At 51.7% G+C, this 18,999-nt stretch carries 21 protein-coding genes; 15 read left to right on the top strand and 6 right to left on the bottom strand.

What is annotated here, in order from left to right; genetic code table 11:
* Positions 1–68 precede the first annotated feature (68 nt).
* Genes OLTU_RS03130 through OLTU_RS03155 form a run of 6 tightly spaced genes read left to right on the top strand, consistent with a single transcriptional unit; the run spans position 69 to position 7,720 of the window.
* Positions 69–953 carry an STAS domain-containing protein gene (locus OLTU_RS03130; RefSeq protein WP_141731302.1) on the top strand — a complete coding sequence of 295 codons (885 nt, stop codon included), beginning with the start codon at positions 69–71 and terminating at the stop codon, positions 951–953.
* Positions 954–966: 13 nt separating this feature from the next.
* Entirely contained in the window at positions 967–1,362 is a 396-nt protein-coding gene (locus OLTU_RS03135) for an STAS domain-containing protein (RefSeq protein ID WP_141731303.1), read from the top strand.
* A complete protein-coding gene (locus OLTU_RS03140; protein ID WP_141731304.1) occupies positions 1,343–1,750 on the top strand; it encodes an anti-sigma regulatory factor in 408 nt (135 codons plus the stop codon). The genes OLTU_RS03135 and OLTU_RS03140 overlap by 20 nt, the downstream gene beginning before the upstream one ends.
* A gap of 4 nt (positions 1,751–1,754) precedes the next feature.
* Positions 1,755–2,816, top strand: coding sequence for an ATP-binding SpoIIE family protein phosphatase (locus OLTU_RS03145; protein ID WP_141731305.1), 1,062 nt, complete (start codon positions 1,755–1,757; stop codon positions 2,814–2,816).
* A complete protein-coding gene (locus OLTU_RS03150) occupies positions 2,792–4,978 on the top strand; it encodes an ATP-binding response regulator (RefSeq protein WP_141731306.1) in 2,187 nt (728 codons plus the stop codon). The genes OLTU_RS03145 and OLTU_RS03150 overlap by 25 nt, the downstream gene beginning before the upstream one ends.
* 6 nt (positions 4,979–4,984) lie before the next feature.
* Entirely contained in the window at positions 4,985–7,720 is a 2,736-nt protein-coding gene (locus OLTU_RS03155) for a response regulator (RefSeq protein ID WP_141731307.1), read from the top strand.
* A 23-nt stretch (positions 7,721–7,743) separates the two neighbouring features.
* On the opposite strand, the gene OLTU_RS03160 is transcribed toward OLTU_RS03155, so the two are convergent.
* Positions 7,744–8,796 carry an ABC transporter substrate-binding protein gene (locus OLTU_RS03160; protein WP_141731308.1) on the bottom strand — a complete coding sequence of 351 codons (1,053 nt, stop codon included), beginning with the start codon at positions 8,794–8,796 and terminating at the stop codon, positions 7,744–7,746.
* A 307-nt stretch (positions 8,797–9,103) separates the two neighbouring features.
* Here OLTU_RS03160 and creB point away from each other — a divergent pair, with 307 nt between their 5' ends.
* The 4 genes from creB to OLTU_RS03180 all read left to right on the top strand — a co-directional run bounded on the left by creB (position 9,104) and on the right by OLTU_RS03180 (position 13,388).
* Positions 9,104–9,784 (top strand): two-component system response regulator CreB, encoded by a 681-nt coding sequence (gene creB / locus OLTU_RS03165; protein WP_141731309.1) that lies wholly within the window; start codon positions 9,104–9,106, stop codon positions 9,782–9,784.
* The gene (gene creC, locus OLTU_RS03170; protein ID WP_141731310.1) at positions 9,785–11,203 is read left to right on the top strand and encodes a two-component system sensor histidine kinase CreC; all 1,419 of its coding nucleotides are present in this window, start codon (positions 9,785–9,787) and stop codon (positions 11,201–11,203) included.
* Positions 11,204–11,315: 112 nt separating this feature from the next.
* Positions 11,316–12,644, top strand: a complete 1,329-nt coding sequence (creD, locus tag OLTU_RS03175; RefSeq protein WP_176736292.1) for a cell envelope integrity protein CreD — start codon at positions 11,316–11,318, stop codon at positions 12,642–12,644.
* Positions 12,645–13,073: 429 nt separating this feature from the next.
* On the top strand, positions 13,074–13,388 hold the full coding sequence (locus OLTU_RS03180; protein ID WP_141731312.1) for a hypothetical protein: 315 nt from the start codon (positions 13,074–13,076) through the stop codon (positions 13,386–13,388).
* Between the two features lie 96 nt (positions 13,389–13,484).
* Here the strand turns inward: OLTU_RS03180 and OLTU_RS03185 are convergent, their stop codons facing one another.
* The 3 genes from OLTU_RS03185 to OLTU_RS03190 form a co-directional block, all read right to left on the bottom strand.
* The gene (locus OLTU_RS03185) at positions 13,485–13,793 is read right to left on the bottom strand and encodes a nucleotidyltransferase family protein (RefSeq protein WP_141731313.1); all 309 of its coding nucleotides are present in this window, start codon (positions 13,791–13,793) and stop codon (positions 13,485–13,487) included.
* Between the two features lie 232 nt (positions 13,794–14,025).
* Entirely contained in the window at positions 14,026–14,169 is a 144-nt protein-coding gene (locus OLTU_RS32225; RefSeq protein ID WP_218109809.1) for a hypothetical protein, read from the bottom strand.
* A gap of 177 nt (positions 14,170–14,346) precedes the next feature.
* A complete protein-coding gene (locus OLTU_RS03190; protein ID WP_141731314.1) occupies positions 14,347–14,967 on the bottom strand; it encodes a hypothetical protein in 621 nt (206 codons plus the stop codon).
* A gap of 312 nt (positions 14,968–15,279) precedes the next feature.
* On the opposite strand from OLTU_RS03190, the gene OLTU_RS03195 reads away from it, so the two are divergent.
* Positions 15,280–15,657 (top strand): hypothetical protein, encoded by a 378-nt coding sequence (locus OLTU_RS03195; protein WP_141731315.1) that lies wholly within the window; start codon positions 15,280–15,282, stop codon positions 15,655–15,657.
* Entirely contained in the window at positions 15,641–15,916 is a 276-nt protein-coding gene (locus tag OLTU_RS03200; protein ID WP_176736293.1) for a transposase, read from the top strand. The genes OLTU_RS03195 and OLTU_RS03200 overlap by 17 nt, the downstream gene beginning before the upstream one ends.
* A gap of 249 nt (positions 15,917–16,165) precedes the next feature.
* On the opposite strand, the gene OLTU_RS03205 is transcribed toward OLTU_RS03200, so the two are convergent.
* Entirely contained in the window at positions 16,166–16,486 is a 321-nt protein-coding gene (locus OLTU_RS03205) for a BrnA antitoxin family protein (protein ID WP_218109810.1), read from the bottom strand.
* Positions 16,473–16,637, bottom strand: coding sequence for a BrnT family toxin (locus OLTU_RS33335; protein WP_245676807.1), 165 nt, complete (start codon positions 16,635–16,637; stop codon positions 16,473–16,475). The genes OLTU_RS03205 and OLTU_RS33335 overlap by 14 nt, the downstream gene beginning before the upstream one ends.
* Positions 16,638–17,147: 510 nt before the next feature.
* Between OLTU_RS33335 and OLTU_RS03215 the strand changes: the two genes are divergently transcribed.
* The 3 genes from OLTU_RS03215 to OLTU_RS32230 all read left to right on the top strand — a co-directional run bounded on the left by OLTU_RS03215 (position 17,148) and on the right by OLTU_RS32230 (position 18,880).
* Positions 17,148–17,372 carry an antitoxin gene (locus OLTU_RS03215; RefSeq protein ID WP_141731318.1) on the top strand — a complete coding sequence of 75 codons (225 nt, stop codon included), beginning with the start codon at positions 17,148–17,150 and terminating at the stop codon, positions 17,370–17,372.
* Complete coding sequence (gene vapC / locus OLTU_RS03220; RefSeq protein ID WP_141731319.1) at positions 17,369–17,770, top strand: type II toxin-antitoxin system tRNA(fMet)-specific endonuclease VapC; 402 nt, start codon at positions 17,369–17,371, stop codon at positions 17,768–17,770. Before OLTU_RS03215 ends, vapC begins: the two co-directional genes overlap by 4 nt.
* An 846-nt stretch (positions 17,771–18,616) precedes the next feature.
* Positions 18,617–18,880 (top strand): hypothetical protein, encoded by a 264-nt coding sequence (locus OLTU_RS32230; protein WP_218109811.1) that lies wholly within the window; start codon positions 18,617–18,619, stop codon positions 18,878–18,880.
* Positions 18,881–18,999: the final 119 nt, after the last annotated feature.

Consider the following 18,999-nt stretch of genomic DNA (forward strand, 5'->3'; position numbering starts at 1 on the left):
GCGACAGACCTTGTCAGGTCTTGTTTGCAAACAAACGTATCCAATGATGATGGTCAAAGGGAGCTCATATGAAATCGAGAAGTCGTTTGTTTATGGTTATTGAGAATGTTGAAGACGATCTTCTCAAGGAATGGGTGAAGGAGCAGCTGGCTGCTCCCATGCTCCGTAAAGAGCTGATGTCCGAAACGGAGCTCCGTGACCAAAGCCTGATGTTTCTCAGGCTGCTGCGGGATGTACCAGCCGAAGCGGGCATCCTCAATATTGATAGCCATGAGTGGTCTGCGGTGCGTGAATTCGTCTCCAACATTTCGCGCTCGCGCGCCAAGCAGGGTTTCAGCCCTTCGGAGACGGCCAGTTTTATTTTTTCTCTGCGGCTGCCGCTCTTCAGAAAGCTCCGTGCCGAACTCGATCGTGAGCCGGGTCTCCTCTTTGAGGAGATCGAATCCGCGGCGTCCCTGCTTGATAAGCTCGGCCTCTATGCAACCGAAGTTTACCAAAAGGGTCGTGAGGAGATCATCAATCGTCAACAGCAGGAAATGCTCGAAGTCTCCACACCCGTGATCCGACTCTGGGATGGGATCCTGGCCTTGCCGCTGATCGGTACACTGGACAGCCAACGCACTCAGGTTGCGATGGAAGCCCTGCTTCAGGAGATTGTTGTCACAGGAGCTGATATCGCGATTATTGATATCACCGGCGTTCCCATGGTGGATACCCTGGTCGCGCAGCACCTCCTTAAGACCGTTGCAGCGACCCGCTTGATGGGTGCAGAGTGCATCATCAGCGGCATTCGACCGCAGATCGCCCAGACGATGGTGCATCTCAGCATCGACCTGGGCAAGGTCGCGACCAAGGCCTCGCTCGCCGATGCCTTTGCTCTTGCCATGCGCAGGCGGAGCGCTTCCATGAGCGGTTTCGACAAAACATCACTCTTCCAGACCGGAAACGCGTGAGGCGAATGATCAGATGGATCGTATTCCCATTCTCAAAATGAGTGAGTTTCTGATCGTGACTATCCAGGTCGATATGCATGACCGGCTTGCCATGATCCTTCAGGAAGATCTCACTTCCCAAATTGCCGCCACGAAAGCGCGTGGCGTTTTAATCGATATCTCGGTTTTGGAGATGGTCGATTCGTTCATCGGACGGATTATTGGAAACATCGCCGCCATGTCCAGAATTTTGGACGCCGAAACGGTGCTGGTCGGTATGCAGCCATCCGTTGCGATCACTCTTGTTGAGCTCGGCATGTCGTTGCCGGGTGTAAGAACAGCGCTCAATGTTGATAAGGGCATGGCGCTCCTGCGTCGCTCGTTGGGCAGGGACAGGGGTGAGGACATCCATGCAAGTCCTGAAACATGAGACGATTCTGATCAGGGAAGAAGCGGGTGTGGTCGAAGCGCGGCAACATGCCAGGATGCTGGTTCGCGAGCTGGGTCTCGGCATGACGGATCAAACCAAAACAGTCACAGCCGTCAGCGAAATTGCACGCAATACCCTGATCTATGGCGGAGGTGGCACGGCCACATTCGAGATTGTTCAGGATGCGGCACGCAAATGTTTGCGGATGACTTTTCATGATAGTGGTCCAGGTATTGCAGATTTGGACAAGGCGTTGACGGACGGTTTTACAACCGGATGCGGCATGGGCCTCGGGCTCGGTGGGGCCAAACGTCTCGTCGATGACTTTGAGCTTCATTCCCGTCCCGGTGAAGGCACACGTGTTGTGCTAACAAAGTGGAAAAGGTAAGCATATGATGACACCAATCCTGGTTGAGATCACGGAATCGAGCCAGGTAGGCGAAGCCAGGCGACTGGGCCAAAAGCTTGCTGTTTCCTGTGGCCTCGATAGTATTGCAGAGGGCCGGGTCAGTCTTATAATCACGGAAGCGGCCACCAATATCGTGCGTTATGGCAATGGTGGCCTTATTATTCTTCAAACCTGTAAAAATCAGAATCTGACGGCAGGCGTGGAAATCCTGGCGCTCGATCGTGGGCCCGGCATGCGTGATGTGGCTTCCTGTCTCGTCGATGGATATTCGACGGGCGGTACGCAGGGCTCGGGTCTGGGCGCGATACGGCGCCTGTCAGATTCCTTTGACATTTACTCAGCGCCTGGACAGGGAACGGCCATCCTATGTCGCGTGTATCCCCGCAGCTCGAAAGCAGAGCAGGCCAAAGGCCATGATGCTCCCCTGACCTGGGGGGCGATTTCCGTGCCTTATCCCGGCGAGGATGTCTGCGGTGATATCTGGGCGGCTCATGTGGAGGGCAGGCGCGGACTTTTCCTGGTCGCCGATGGGCTTGGCCACGGCCTGGGTGCGGCTGATGCTGCACGCGAAGCCGCTGCTGTTTTCCAGCAGGTTCCCAGCCTGGCCCCGGTACCCGTGCTGGAGCGTTGTAACGATGCTCTCCGAAAAACCCGCGGTGCCGCGGCTGCCGTTGCTGAGATTGATCTCGATCGTTCCATCGTCCGCTATACGGGAATTGGCAATATCGTTGGGAGTCTCAACACCCGAAACGCCTGCCATCATATGGTCTCGCATCCAGGAATTTTGGGTCATTCGGTGCGCAAATTCCAGGAGTTCACTTATTCCTGGGAATCGGAATCCATTCTCATCATGCAATCCGATGGACTCTCCACGCGCAGTGATTTGAGCCCTTATCTGGGATTATTTGCGCATGATCCCACTCTCATTGCCGGTGTTCTCTTCCGCGACTTTAGACGCGGTCGGGATGATGCCACCGTCATCGTTGTGCGCGCCCTTCATCCTTATTCAGGGTTGACCGAATGGACAGCATCCTGCTCAATGTAAGTCTTGCTCACGAGCAGGATTTGGTTCTATGCCGGCAGCGTGCCCGCCAGATCGCAGCTCTCCTTGGCTTTGAGCTGCAGGAACAAACCCGTATCGCGACAGCGGTTTCGGAGATCGCTCGCAATACGTTCCGGTATCCGGCTGCAGGCCGGGCTACCTTCGCCGTGACGAGTGGCCCGCGACCGGCTTATCAGGTTCGCATCCAGGACCGCGGCGATGGCATCCAAAATCCCGAAATTTCTGCCGGTGGCAACGAGTCAAAGGCTAGTATGGGGCTGGGTATTGTCGGTGCCCGGCGCCTTGTGGATACGTTCCAGATCCAAAGCACTCCCGGCCAGGGCACACTCGTCATTCTCGAAAAGAAGATTCCCCTGCGGGACAGCGAATTCAAACCTCAGGAGATCGCGCACCTGGCGAACGAATTGGCTAAATCGCTCCCGCAGGACGCCTTCTCCGAATTGAAGCAGCAGAATGCTGAGCTGGCTCAGGCTCTCCAGTCCCTTCAGGAACGAGAGGAGGAACTGACTGTTCAGCGCAATCAGCTGCGCTTTCTTAATGAAGAGCTGGCGGACACCAATCGCGGTGTCGTCGCTCTGAACAAGGAGCTTGAGGAGAAGGCGGAAGCGATCAAACAGGCGGGTGAAGTCAAGTCGCGCTTTCTTTCGCACATGACCCACGAATTTCGGACGCCTCTCAACTCCATCCTTTCGCTGACAAGGATACTGCTGAGTCCGTGCGAGATGGATCGCTTATCATCCGAACGGCAAAAACAAATCACCTTTATTCGACGATCGGCTGAGCAGCTCTCGGATATGATCAATGACATGCTGGATACGGCCAAACTCGAGGCCGGACGTCTTGAAGTTCTTCCCGGAGACGTCGACGTTACGGAGCTCTTTGGCTCACTGCGCGCGATGTTTCGGCCCCTTCTTGGTCAGGAACGCCCGATTGATCTGGTTTTTGAAATCGAGGAATCGATCGCAGGTCTTTACTCCGATGAGGGCAAGATCTCCCAGATTCTCCGCAACTTTATTTCCAATGCCTTAAAGTTTACGCTCAAAGGTGAGGTTCGCGTCAAGGCGCAGCTGCTGGATGATGATGCGATTGCATTTTCTGTCACCGACAGCGGGATCGGTATTCCCGCCAAGGACCAGCTGTGGATTTTCGAAGAGTTTACGCAGCTCGATAGTCCTCTCCAACGTCGAGCCAAAGGAACGGGACTCGGCCTGCCGCTCGCACGGCGCCTGGCGGAGTTACTGGGTGGAAGCGTTTCCGTTGTGAGTGAACCAGGAATCGGTTCAACGTTTACCGCTCGTCTGCCTCTCCGCTTTTCATCGTCTGTGCCAAACAATCGTGCGCCGCAACCTGATAGGATGCCGGACCTGCCCCAGGACATTCCATCCCCGGCTTCAGCTTGCCTGCCGGAGCATGCGGAGCCTCCACCCGGCGCCAGGTTTATCGAACGCGAGCTGTTTCAAACCATCGCCACCAAATCGCTGGCACGCGCGCAGCAGACCTTGCGCGATGCCGTGCCCGGTGTGCCCCTGGATTGCCTGAATCATGAGAGCCCGCTTTCAGCCTTAAGCTGGCCGTTTTTCATGGATGTCGATTCCGAGCTCACATCAGGCAGCGCTCCCATCATCATGATGTCCCTGGTCTCCGATGCGCTGACGAAGAAGCTGCACGACAGGAGTCTTCATGTCCGGTTGGATGACCAGATTTGGTTCCTGAACAGGCTCCATGATCTTGTCAACCGGATGCTTCCCAATCGGATCTTAATCATTGACGATGACGAGATTGCTCGCTACCTCCTCCAGGATATGTTGAAGGACTCGTGTTGCACGATTCTTGAGGCGACAGGGGGAGAGGAAGGGCTGCGACGGGCTCGCGAGGATCGGCCACAGGTTATTTTCCTGGACCTTCGCATGCAGGATATGAGTGGCTTTGAAGTGTTTGCATCACTCAAGAGTTTTCCAGCCACCAGGGATATCCCTATCATTATCAATTCGTCCCTGCGTGTTCAAATGAGTGACTTTGATCGTCAGCATGGCCTTCCCATTGCGATTCTTTCCAAGGAACTGCCGCAGGACGAAACCATGTCCCGCATCCGGGAGGCCTTATGCCAGGCTGGATTGATTGGTTTGGGATTGACAGGAGAATAAAGCGATATGAACGCACATGAAAGCGCAACGATCCTTCTCGTCGATGACGAGGATGCGATTCGCTATACCACGGCCTGGGCCCTTCGGATGGCCGGCTATGAAGTCCTGGAAGCCGCAACCGGTGTCGAGGCCTTGAGCAAGCTCGCCGCCGGACCGTCCCTGGTGGTTCTTGACGTTCAGTTGCCTGACATGACAGGATTCGAAGTCTGTCAGAAGATCAAGGAAAACCCGGCGACCCGTGACATGCCCATTCTTCACCTTTCGGCCTGTTATACGTCAGCCGCCGATAAAATTCAGGGGCTCGATCTGGGGGCGGATGGATATCTCATTCATCCCGTTGAGCCACCCGAGTTGATCGCCACGGTGAAATCGCTTCTGCGCGTACGCCGGTCTGAGGAGGCGGCCAAATCCTATTCAAGGCGATGGAAGGCCACGTTCGATGCCATATCTGATGGGGTGGCCGTGCTGTCTGTTGACGGCACGATAAGGCAGCTCAATGCCGCCATGAGCCAGGCCATACTACGGTGTAATCGTGAAAACGCGGCGTGTGAAGGCCGATCCATCCTGGATGTCCTGGCTGAACAGGAGCCCATGGCTGCGGAGGCCAGGGCAACACTTGGTCAATTAATTCAAGAGCCGGTCGATGATGTGGTGGACATCGCCATCGGTGACCGTTGGTACCTGGGGCGGGTCAATCCCGTTGAGCTGGATGCCGGCATGGGGTGCTGTGAGATTGTCCTGACCCTGGTCGATGTTACCGAAAGGCGGCGTTCTGAGAAGGCGGCACGCGATTCCGAAGAGCGTTTCCGCCTGTTCATGGAGAATGCGAAGGATCAGCTCATCTTCTTTATCGATCTCAATGGAAACATCGTGGACTGGAATCTCGGTGCAGAGCGTATCACGGGCTTTGCCAGCACCGATGTCCTGGGAAAGAGTTTTGCCATACTCTTTACGCCTGAAGATTGCGAGGCAGGCATCCCTGATCAGGAGCTGTCCACAGTCCAGGAAAAAGAGCAAATGGCCGACATACGCTGGTATATGAAGAAAAACGGAAGTCGTTATTTCGCCGACGGCTTCACGACGCTTCTTAAGGACGAGGACGGTCGTCCTCGTGGATATGCGAAGGTGACAAGGGATGTGACCGAACGCAAGCTCGCGGAAGATTGCCATCGTGAAAGCGAGGAGAAATTTCGGCAGCTGGCGGAAAACATCCGTGAAATTTTTTGGCTGAAGAACATCGAAACCATGGAGCTGCTTTACGTCAGCCCTACCATTGAAGAAGTCTGGGGACGTGACAGCCGGTTTTTTTCAGCGGCGCCTCCCGCCAGACTCCTGGAATGCATCCTTCCCGAAGATCAGGGCAAGGTCCGGGACTTTTGGGATCGTCAGTGTACGGGCGAACCGGCTGCGGCCGAGTATCGCGTTATCCGGCCTGATGGCGATGTGCGCTGGGTCAGTGATCGTGCGTTTCCGGTGCGCGATCCCAACGGCCATTTTTATAGAATAGCCGGGATAGCGGAAGACATCAGCTTGCGCAAGAAAGAGGCTGTTGAACTTCAGGCCGCCAAGGAAGGTGCGGAAGAGGCGAGTCGCATGAAGAGTGCCTTTCTTGCCAACATGAGCCACGAAATCAGAACCCCGCTCGGGGCCATCCTTGGCTTCGGCGAGCTTTTACGCGAGCCCACTCTCTCGCAGGGTGATCGCGAGGAATTCATCAATACGATCAATCGAAATGGTCGTGATCTGGCTCAGCTCATCGATGATATCCTTGATCTTTCGAAAGTTGAATCCGGTCGTTTCGAAATTGAGCATCTGGAGATCAATCTTCTGAAGCTCATGAATGATGTGATGAGTTCCCTCAGCATCAAGGCCCGTGAGAAGGGGGTTTGTCTGGGGAGCCGGGTCGAGCCCGGCGTGCCCGACACCATCATTTCAGACCCCTCCCGCTTGCGGCAGATACTGCTGAATATCGTTGGCAATGCCATCAAGTTTACCGATCAAGGTGAGGTCAGTGTAACGATGTCCATGGGAAAGTCCAGGAGCGGGGCGCCCATGATCTCATTTATTGTGAAGGATACCGGCCGAGGCATCTCGCTGACCGAGCGCGAGCGTCTCTTTCATCCTTTCGCGCAGGCGGATGTGACGACCACGCGAAACTATGGCGGCTCCGGGCTGGGCCTCGTTCTGTCGCGGAAGCTCGCGCATGCCCTTGGCGGCGACGTGACCCTCGAAGCCAGCGAGCCGGGGCGCGGCAGTACCTTTGTCATCAGTATCGGCGCGGGCTTGATTCATACGACCGGGGTTATGAATGCGCTGGTTGAAAGCAGTCGGCTGGCAGCCGCGACGGAATCTGAGAATCCTTTGGAGGGGATCCGGGTGCTGCTTGCCGAAGATTCAGCGGATAATCGAAAATTAATGAAGCGCATCCTCGTCCAGAACGGAGCGGAAATTGACTTCGCTGAAGACGGCGCCGAAGCTCTGACCAAGGCCCTGCGCGGGAATTACGATATCGTGCTGATGGATATGCAGATGCCCAATGTAGATGGCTATTCGGCAACCCGGGAGCTCAGGCGGCGCGGCTATGGGAAACCCATCATTGCGTTGACCGCTCATGCCATGAAGGAGGAGCAGGTTAAGACGCTCAATGCGGGCTGTGATTCGCATTTGAGCAAACCTTTGAATTTCAAGCAGCTGATCCATACGATCGCGAGCTGCAAAGGAAGTCTCCACTCTCTTCATTAGCAGGAGGGCAGCCTGCTTGAAGGCTAATTCTCATCAATTTCGCCCGAAGTTTTGAGTTGTTCACTGGCACTTCGGGCCACTTTATCAGTCCATGTTTCGGCGGCAAGGAATGGCTGATCCAAATGGCCAAGCTTTGCCATCGTATAGGCGACCTGCTCAATTAAAACTTCTATTTTTCCCTGTGGCCCGAGAAAATCCTGCTGTTCATCCAGACCGACCATCACGACGTTATCAAATGAACGTTGAAATGTTTGGGGTTCGAGATTCTCGCGAGCTGCCATGAAAGCATAAGCTTCTTCAGGGTTTTTCTCGGCATAACTTATGGCTTCAAAAAAACCGAGAAGAACCTTGGCGTAATCTGCATGCCGGCGCTCAATGGAATCGGCGCTTGCCACCAGGAGATCGATGATTTCGCCGGGAATTTGATCACTGCTGAATATCACGTGAAATTCGCGACTGGCGAGCAGTTCCACGGAATAGGGCGGGTGGGTGCTGGCCGCCTGAATTTTCCCCAACTTTAATGCCTTCACCATATGAGCCTGGTTCAGTGACTCAATGGAGACATCTCCAAGGCTCAAATTTCCTGCTTCCAGGGCTTTGAGCAGCAGGTAGGCACTGACTGTTGTGATTTCCGCCCCTAGTTTCTTATCCTTAAGGTCCTTTAAATGGCGAATCTCCGATCTTGCGATCACAACATCGGCGCCGTTGGAAAAATCAATCACAGCAAAAGCCTGAGCCCGCTTTTCAGAATTCTGGCGAATCAGGATGATGTCCGATGGCGTCATGCCCATGATATCGATCTGCCCTTTTTCGAACGCTCGGCGTGTGTCTTCGACGGTCGGATACTCCTCGATTTTGACTTGAAGGCCGCGCTTTTCAAAAAAGCCTTTCTCCTGGGCGAGGAATAGGAATTCGAAAGGCGGCCATGGCGTGACACCAATGCGCACGGTTTCAGTGCTCTCGCAGCTCTTGCAGGATACGAGCGTTGAAAGAAAGGCCAGGGTTAACAACCAAAACGCGGGTACGAGGGTATATAATCTGGAGGCTGAGCTTGCTGTTTTTCTCTGATGACTCATGGCTGGGGCTTCTCTGGGTGAGCTGGCTGTTTCACGGAGCGTTTCCCCCACTTTTATGCCTCGCCTCGTGAGGAATGGGTATTGGTAAGAATAGACAGATGCTGGCGGCTTTTAACCTGATGTCGCCCTCCTGCAAGGGCAGGAGCCACGAGACTTTAAGCCGTCGACCCCTTCCTGAACCAGTTCCAGCCATGCTTTGTAGGCTTGACTGGGATGGCTCAATCCTGGCAAAGTAGGACGGGCCCCTCAATGATTTCCAGGTGCTTGCTCAATAACCCAAAGACCATCGACCAAGGTGCTTGTAACCATGCCCAAAGTCCTGCTCGTCGAAGATGAAGAGGCGATAGCACAGACTCTGATTTACGCTCTCGAGACGGAAGGTTTGACCACAGTCTGGACCAGGCTTGGGCAGGAGGCCATGAACACACTGGCGTCAGGGAATATCGATGTCATGATCCTCGACGTAGGGCTCCCTGATATCAACGGCTTTGATCTTTGCCGGGACATTAGACGCCAGTCTGAATTGCCCATTCTGTTCCTTACCGCCCGACATGGCGAAATCGATAAAGTGCTCGGATTGGAGCTTGGTGGTGACGACTATGTGACCAAACCTTTCAGTCCGCGTGAGGTGGTCGCTCGTATCAAGCGCATACTCAAACGCGCTGGGACTGCCGGTTCTTCGGAAAGGAAAACTTCTCCATCACTCGAGGTCAATGTTGACCATGGAACAGCCACGTTTCATGGCGTTCCTCTGCGACTGACCCGTTACGAGCTTTTACTGCTTGGGGTCTTGCGCAGCCAGCCGGGACGCATTTTTAGTCGGGCTGTGCTCATGGATGCTATATGGACCGATGCTTTGGATACGGACGAGCGAACCGTGGACACTCATATCAAAACCTTGCGAGCGAAATTGCGTGCTGTCAAACCGGAATCCGAAGTCATCCAGACTCACCGTGGTCTTGGTTATAGCCTGCAACTGGAGTCTTAAATGCGTCTCGGAATTGGCATCTTTCTGGGCTACCTGCTGATCGCACTCCTGGCCGGCTTCTTTGTTCTGAACGTTTTCGTGGATGAAATCAAACCCAGCGTCCGGCAGTCCATGGAAGACAGTCTGGTCGATGCCGCGAACCTGTTGGCCGAGCTTGCCGTGGATGATATGAAAAACGGTCTTCTTCCATCAGGGACGTTTTCCAAACACGTCGCGTCCTATCAATCTCGTCAATTGGATGCTGCGATCTGGGGCTTTTCTCGCACGCGTCCGGGCTTTCGTATCTATATAACGGATGCCAGCGGAATTGTGCGATATGATTCCGCGAATGAAGCTTTGGGTCAGGATTTTTCGCAATGGAATGATGTTTATCTCACTTTGAAGGGAAAGTATGGAGTTCGCAGCAGTCCGGATGCGAATGGCGAGTCCACGACGATGTATGTCGCGGCGCCCATTAAGGCCGAGGGTGGAATCCTTGGGGTTCTGACGATCGCCAAATCCAATCTTTCCGTTGAGCCCTTTATTGAACGAACCCGACGCAAGATGGTTCACGCAGGGTACTGGCTCCTTGCGGCCTCTCTGTTAATTGGAATTCTGATCAGCGTTTGGCTGTCGGCATCCGTCCAGAAGCTGGTCGCCTATGCGGAAGCCGTGACGCGCGGCGAACGCGTAGTTTTGCCTTCACTTTCTTTGACTGAAATCAAACGCCTCGGCCAGGCTTTGCAGTCCATGCGTGAGCGGCTGGAGGGTAAACAGTACGTTGAGGAATATATAGGGACCCTGACGCACGAGATGAAGAGCCCGCTGACGGCGATCCAGGCCGCGTCAGAGCTCTTGCAGGAGCCCATGCCCGAGCCCCAAAGACTAAAATTTTTGGCATCGATTTCCGATCAAACCAGGCGGCTGCATGTCCTGATCGAAAAAATGTTGCAGCAGGCCAGTCTGGAAAATCGTCAGGTTCTGGATGCAACCGAGCGCCTGGATCTTTTGGATATCATCAGGCGGGTCGCCAAGAGCCTCACGGCCAAACTCCAGAAGAATCGTCTGAAACTCCAAATCTTCGTGCCCGACCAGGCCATGGTTCAGGGTGATCCTTTCCTCCTGGAACAGGCGCTGCTTAATATCGCTGAAAACGCGGTGGATTTCAGTCCTCAGGACAGTCTTCTTCATCTCAGCCTCGAACGTCAGGATCAAGGCTGGTGCCTCAGACTCCGGGATCGTGGTCCAGGCATCCCGGACTATGCCAAGGATCGTGTTTTTGATCGCTATTACTCCCTGCCAAGGCCAGGAGGGGACACGAAAAGCACGGGCCTCGGTCTGACTTTTGTCAAACAGGTTATGGTCCTCCATGGGGGACGGGTCGAAATCGGCAATCATCCCGAAGGAGGCGCTGAGGCCCGCCTTTATATTCCGGCTTAAAGTCAAGACTTCACATTCCCTTCACATAAACTTCGAGCTCTACTCATATCTGGATCCTACTCTTGTACCAGGTTCGCCTCATGGCGGGGTGAACCTTTCGGAGGTAACGTGCATGTCTTTGAAGGGGATTCTTAAACTGGTTATCATCGGATTTTTGGGTCTGGTGCTATCGATTGCCTTGATTGTGGTGACGGAAACAGTTTCCGAGCGAAGTCAGCGTCGTGAACAGGTGTATCAGGACATGGCCCAAACCACAGCAGGCAGCCAGATTCTGGCCGGCCCGCTTCTGGTGCTGCCCTATGAGCTGCAGGCCTTGTCGACAGTTGTTGACGAAAAAGGTGTCCGAACGACGAAGCAGAACGTCACCCGGCATCAGCAATTCATTTTACCTCGGCAACTCACGATGAATGGGCGCCTGCAGGTGGAGCGGCGTTATCGAAGTCTCTATGAGATTCTTCTTTATGGGACACAGCTGAAACTGGAAGGGCGTTTCGAATTCAGCGAGCCCAAGGATATCCAGGCGCCTCCCGGGTCCACGTTACGGTGGCTGCAACCTTATCTTGTCGTTCTGGTCAAGGATAGTCGTGGATTGACCACGATTCCGGTGCTGACCTGGAACGGTAAAAATTATGCTGTCAAGCCCGGTCACCACGGGGTGAGTTTGGGAGTGGAAGGAGGATTTCATTCCGATTTGCCCTCTGAAGTCCAGGCTGGGGGGAGCTTTACTTTTGCCGTCGATCTGTTTCTGCGAGGCATGCAATCCCTGAGTTGGGTTCCTGTCGGCGAAGAGACGAAGGTCGTGCTTCAGGCGGGCTGGCCGCATCCGAGCTTTCAAGGACGGGCCCTGCCCAAGAGTCATCAAATAACGGAAGAGGGGTTTGGGGCGGAGTGGGAGTCCACCCATTTTTCGACCAATATCTCGCAGCTGATCACCGGCCAGACGGCTGCGACCGGTCTGCAGAATCAGGAGATCGGGGTCAGGCTTGTTCAACCGGTGGACATTTATCAGCAGACGGAACGATCGGTTAAGTATGGATTTCTTTTCATTGTCCTGACGTTTGCTGCATTTCTGGTTTTTGAAACCATCAAGCAGCTCTCCATTCACCCTGTTCAATATGGTCTCGTGGGTTTTGCCTTGGTTCTGTTTTATGTGCTGCTTCTTGCACTGTCCGAACATATCGCATTTGCGTGGGCTTATTTGGTGGCCAGTGTCGCTTCGGTGTCTCTGCTCGGTTTTTATATCAGGTATGTCGTGCACTCCTGGAAGCATTCGTTGGGGTTTGCGCTCGCGCTGGCTCTGTTGGATGCCATCATTTATGGGATCTTGATTTCCGAGGATTATGCGCTACTTTATGGTTCATGCCTGCTGTTTGTGCTGCTTGCGACTGCGATGATTGTCACGCGCCGGGTGAACTGGAATGATATGAAGTTTGGGCGTTGACCATAACGAGGAATCCCGCTGCTGGAATCTCAAGCAGCGGGCTTTCTATGTTATCCCTGAAGAAGTCTTTCGGATTAGACCTCCCAGAGAGCTTCATATCCCGTGTGGCGACCACGGAAATTGCGCAATATTACCAGACCAAACAATCCGTCAATTGAAATAATTATAATAATAAAAATATGTTAAGTTTAAATCATAACAGTTATGACTTTGCCTCATAACTGTTATATTATCTGCCAATAAGTGGGGGCAGGCCTGTGCAGGTAAACTGGGACGAAGGAAAGAACGCTCTGCTTAAACGAGAACGTGGTATCAGTTTCGTAAAAGGAAAATTGGTGACACTCATCGTAGAGGTCCGAGAAGACGACTAAGGTGAGTATGAGTGGCTTGTAACATTTTGGAAGTCAACATTGAGCGAGGCGAAAATTTATGAGCAAAACTCCTAAAAAAAGGAAAAGGACGAAGCCCGCAACGATTGAGCAAATTGAAGCAGCCTCTCTGCGTGGTGAAGATACGAGCCAGTATTTTGGCGAAGCGAAACGCATGCCGCCAAGAGAAGTTCAGAAAATGGAGAAGCGCGATAACATCGTTAAACTGAACGTAGATCTGACCGAGGAGTTTCTACGCGAGTTGGATGAGATCGCACTGTTTTTAAATATCTCGCGACAGGCTGTCATGAAAACTTACCTGAAAGAAGGTGTTGACCGCCATTTTTTAGCTAAGCAGGCTCGAAGGATGGGGTGAATAACAGCGGCTTTCGTTTTCTTGTCCTGACAAAAGTCAGCGACAAATTCAATCGCATCAGTAGCGTGTTCGATCATGTCAGCAATGAGAATTTTATCATCTCTTTTGGACATATTGATTCACCGCCTCAGCAAGTACGATAGGCTTTAAACGAGGATTCAGGCTTTTTAATGTAACAAGATCAACCTTGCGTCCGCCGAAGATTTTGGAAAGTCTTTCCAGCATATCAGGCCACCAGAGAAGACTCGGGGTCTGTCCCTCTTCGAACTCAACCAGCACATCAATGTCGCTGTTTGGCGAAAAATCATCACGCAAAACAGACCCGAAAAGCGCCAAGCGTTTCACTTTTTGCTCTTCACAGAACTCTTGCAGCTGTTGAGCGTCGAAGCTAATCTTGATAGCCATGGCTAGCCTCCCAGACATACTTCTTTCCAAAACTTATGGTAGCTGAAAACGAAAAAACCCGCTGCTGGAATCCCAAGCAGCGGGTTTTTCACGGTGGAGGTAAACGGGCTCGATGGCGTTGGCAAGCGTGCACGCACAAACTTTTAAAGGACTAAGACGAGCGCTAACACCCCCCTATCCCCCCCCTATCCCCCCCTCCGGGGCTTGCGGGGTGGTGTGCCTATACAGAATGCTATGTCCATACGACAGGTAAGTTTGTCACCGCTTTGAAATCTTCGGCAATTTTCCCGTGGTCATACCAGTTGGTGCGAACACGCCACCGGATGGCTTTATAAAGGTCGGTTTCGTTGCCAACGTCCAGCAAAACGTCGTTCATGGGATTGAGGAGAGCCCGCAGGCGCCTCATTTGCGACCTTTTTCAATCGCTGCATCCCGATCCCGTGAAATTGGATGGGACTCCTGGCCCCATCCTGCAGCTTCTGAACGCGCACAAATTATGCGACTATGGTTCCCGGCCTCGGAATGCCCACTATCGTTGAGTTACTAGCAGTGGCTAATTATCGATCGGATTCAGAACACTTAAAGTATATGGCGCCAGATCGGTACTTCGGGTCTCTTCAGTAGTACCTGCCGTATCGATGTCCTTGAAAGGTTGCAAGCCCTCGGGAGTTAGATTCAGGGTCACATAACGGGTGACGAAACCAGTGGCATCAAAGTAGGTCTTGCATTCTTCTTTCCGTAGGTCACCTGCCATCTCAGAATTGCAATTGACACGAGGAATTCCTTGCATTTCAGGTGGAGCTTCATCGCTTGTAAGTGAGAGGATCCGTCTGGTGTTAATTGCCAACTTTATTTCGCCGGTATCCTCGCTTGGCGAACTCAGAATTTGATAGGTTGCCCAGCGATTCACCGAAGTAAACGACGTTTTGCACGTTTCGTCCAAAAACGTTGTTTCTTTTTGGTCAAGGTACCCACCGGAGTAGGTTTGAAACACTGTTATCCACGTCGGCTGCGTTAACCCTGTTCCAAGAACCACTTCCTTGCAATCCGTATAGCCATATATTGCTTCAAACCTATCCTGAAGCGATTGCAACTTACTCTCATCATTACCGCATGCGAGCAGCATAGAGCAGATGAAGAGGATTCTTGTACTCGCATATATTGACAAAACCATAGCAACTCCTTGTCCAACCCTTTCGATCGGCGTTATCGTAAAAAAACTTAGCATTAGCAAGGCTTCGTGCTAAGCATTGATTTGAATGCCTTTTTCGGTTACTTACTTTTTGCATAAGTACTCAGCGATTGCAGAAAATATAGAGCCTAAGCTCAAAGTTGTGACTGAAGGCAATTTGATTTGCCCTAGCTTATGGAGACCCTCAAAATAAATGCTTTCGTGGAATGACTGATTTGAATTATTGAAAAAACTAGCTCCTGCAGCGAAATTGGAAGCAACTTAAAGACCAAACTTCCAGCGCAGGAGCCGATGATGCAGAAGCATCTGAGCCGTATAATACAAGAGTTTGAGTTGATTCCCAAATCGATCCGCGGCCACAAGTTTATCAATTTTGTTCTCTTCCTGGACGGCGAAATCGTCCCTTTGTCCACTCTCGCTCATTATTCGAGGGAGTTTTGTGAAAATAATGGATACACGTATAAAACGGAGAATGATCTCGTAATTGAATGGCTGAACTGGCTTCACGCCAGCGGACTCTTTCCCAAAGACGACATCAAGCACCTGAATTTCGTGTGCGACGCAGGCTACGACGCCAAGAAAGTTCAAAAGGCCATAAATCGCATCGGTTGCCATTTCGGGCGGAAAAATGAAGCGAAAGGAATATCGCGTGCGAATGGCGCCGAACGTTAAGCGCAAAGGATTTGGGCTTGTTTCGGCAGTATATTCAGAAGTCAGGAAAAGGGATGGCTCAAAGTCTAGGAAATATATTGTATCGAGCAATACGGCCCTGACAGCACGGGAAATCGTGAAAAATTACCGGAACCGTTGGGCCATCGAATCCTGGCACAAGGATATGAAGCAAAATCATGGCTACGGGGACTGTCGATCGGCGAACTTCAAGGCTTTTGAAGCACACATCAACTTCTGTCTCGCTGCCTGCAATCTCTAGCGATGCAAAGAAGAGGGCATTCCTAGGCCGGGAACGACCGTCACAGAATTTGTGGGCGTTCGGAAGCTGCAGGATGGGACCAGGAGTCTCAACCAATTTCACGGAGTGCAGCGGTTTAAAAAGGCTGCGAATGAGGCGCTTACCGAACTGGAAAGCGGCATGAGATAAAGCCTAGCGGATGCTAAGGCGAATTCAGTGCAATCGGCGAGTAATAAGATTGTATACTTTGTAGTAATTGCCAACGGTAATTCAACTTGCTAGGTCTTTTTTCTTAAGAGATCGCGATAGCTTCTCAGCAAAGTCATCAGAAAGAAGCAATGTTTCAATTCTTGCGCCTTGAATGTATTCCTTTAATGCCTCATTGATCAGTGTCTGATAGCCCTGACCGCCACCAGAGTTTTCAGCCTTCTCTCGGAAGTAGTCGATAATCGCTCCATCCAACCGAATGGTTATTGGGAGCTTGACACTATCACCTTCAACAACAGCTCCACGACCTGCCTTGGAAAAATCGTATTCTTTTCTCATGCCAGTTGTCTTTTTTCGGCTGACTTTTTTCTTACTTTTCTTCATAGCTTCGCCTTTCCTTTGCTGTGGATTTAAGGGCACTGATGATTCGAATGGTATCATCGCGATAGGTGTATACGGCAACAACAACGATAAGATAACGAGCGGCTCCCAAAATAACCCATCGTTCCGCTGGGTGATCGGGATCAGTTCTCACGATGGCCCACTCATCGCGGAAACGGGAATGACATCTTCGAACCTCAAACCATGCTTTTTCTGATTGGATTTGTTTTTGGATTCGTCCCAGGAAAATTGCATCATTCCCCCATTCTTTTCAACTTAAGGTTACAGCTTGTATGTACGTTTGTAAATACAAGCCTGAAAGGGGCTGCTTAAATGCATAAAATCAATGGGTTGTTGCCATTTCGAACTTTTTCCAAGATGAACCAAAGGCGAATTTGAGGGTCATCTCAGCCCGCGAACGCGGGCTTAAAACAAGTCTATCTGACCGCGCAGCGGGCACATGTCTAACTCTGATTTTGAATTGGATTTTAAGTTTGGGATGGTGGAGGTAGCCGGGATCGAACCGATGACCTTTGCAACGCCATCGCGACTTCAGCATAACCATCTATACTCATAACTTTTTGATAATAATGAACATTTAAGATATCGACGATGGTCGCCGATATTGGTATATATCAGATGGTATATACCAGTGAGGTTCTAGATGACTACTGCAAAATTGATCAAGAATGGCCGATCTCAAGCTGTGAGGCTTCCCAAGGAGTTCCGATTGCCTGGTGACGAAGTGTATGTGAAGCGAATCGGCAATGCCGTTGTGTTGATACCAATGAACGATCCTTGGGGATTGCTTAACGAAAGTCTCTCGATATTTTCGGATTTTCCGGAAGAGCGTACGCAGCCGGCGGACAAGGATCGTGAAGAGCTATGAAGTATATGCTCGACACCAATTCTTGTATTTTTTTGATCCGCAGGAAATACCCATCGGTGTTGGAAACACTGATGAAGAAAAAACCGGGTGATGTGGCGTTGTCCTCTCTAACCGTAGCTGAGCTTCATTATGGTGTAGAGAAAAGCTCGGCGATCGAAAAGAACAAAGAGGCACTCGGATTGTTTTTGACTGCATTCGAAATCCTTGATTTCGATACCACAGCTGCAGAAGTATACGGGCGAATTCGATCCTCTCTTGAAAAAATTGGGAAACCTATTGGATCGATAGACATGCTGATTGCCGCTCACGCAGTATCTCAGGATCTTATTCTTGTTACTCATGGTCGAGATTTTGATCGAATATCAAAGCTCAAAACCCAGGACTGGGTTGTGGAATAGTCATTTCTCAGCCCGCGAACGTAAGTTCAAAACAAGTCCATGTGACCGCGTAGCGGGTACAAATCCATCAAGCAAACGAAAAAACCCGCTGCTGGAATCCCAAGCAGCGGGTTTTTCATGGTGGAGGTAAACGGGATCGAACCGATGACCTTCGAAATGCCATTGCGACGGCTCTGCCATTGCTGTTGTGAGTTAGTCTAACTATTAAGGGATTGCAAGCCGGAAAGGCGATTTTTAGACAATAAGGCTCTACCAGCGGAGCCGGTCTTGATGCCCTGCTGCCTGTAGGGTTGTTAGGAATTTGAACGTTGCCATCCTTGGGCTGCCGTCATGGCAACCTGCTCATGAGGCGGAATTCATCCAGAATCCGACTTTGAGGGGAGCGAGGACGTTGGTAGCTGGCAACACGGAAGTGTGAGATGTGCTCCATCTGCCTTCCCCCCCTCGGAGCTACTCAAGCATATCGGGGCCGTAGGCTTTTCGTAAATCATCCAAGTGCTGGTTTATTTAATGCAATGTATATAACCAAAGTGCAGAGGCATAGAATGGAACGGGCATCAGTTGACTGTCGCTCTAAGACAGGCAGTTCGCCGGTAGCGCAGAGACTGCAGCAATCGTTGCAGCCGCCCTGTTTATGATATCAATGATCTGCGAAGGCCCTAATGTAGTTCATGGTGTGCTAGGTGAAGGCTTCTGCGAGTCTCGAGAAACCACGTGGACCTGAGATTATTAAGGAATAGCTATGATCGTCAGCTTCGCACTGTCGACCCTTCTGATTTGTACTGAAGCAACAGATCAGAAGATCTGTAGCAGCAAAAAGCAAAATACGAAAGTTGCTTGAACAGGATGTGGCCCAATACCAGTCCAGTACGAAGGCTGACGATTGCACTTTTCCTATATGTGCGGGGAACCCGCGATTCATTGCATGAATTGGTCTACCCAAATTTTGACCATTTGTTTGGTTGTCATAAAAGCTGTTGGAATTCAAAGTCGCTGTTCAGCGAACGTTCAAAATCGATTTCAGCGGCCGAAATGGCCACCAAATTTGCACAAAAAAAGCCTCCGGAGGTCATGGGACAAAGCAAAGCCCATGCTAAGAAAGCAGCCTGACCGTCGGATTAGGATGAAGGTGTCGTGTTTCTGCACTGAGCGAACTCTTAAAGGCTTGCTTCCGAAGCTTTCACCCAGCAAACTCAGGCCATTGGAATCAATTGCCGTACATGAAGCGG

Origin of the sequence: Oligoflexus tunisiensis (assembly GCF_001748245.1) — a bacterium.
Taxonomy (GTDB): domain Bacteria; phylum Bdellovibrionota_B; class Oligoflexia; order Oligoflexales; family Oligoflexaceae; genus Oligoflexus; species Oligoflexus tunisiensis.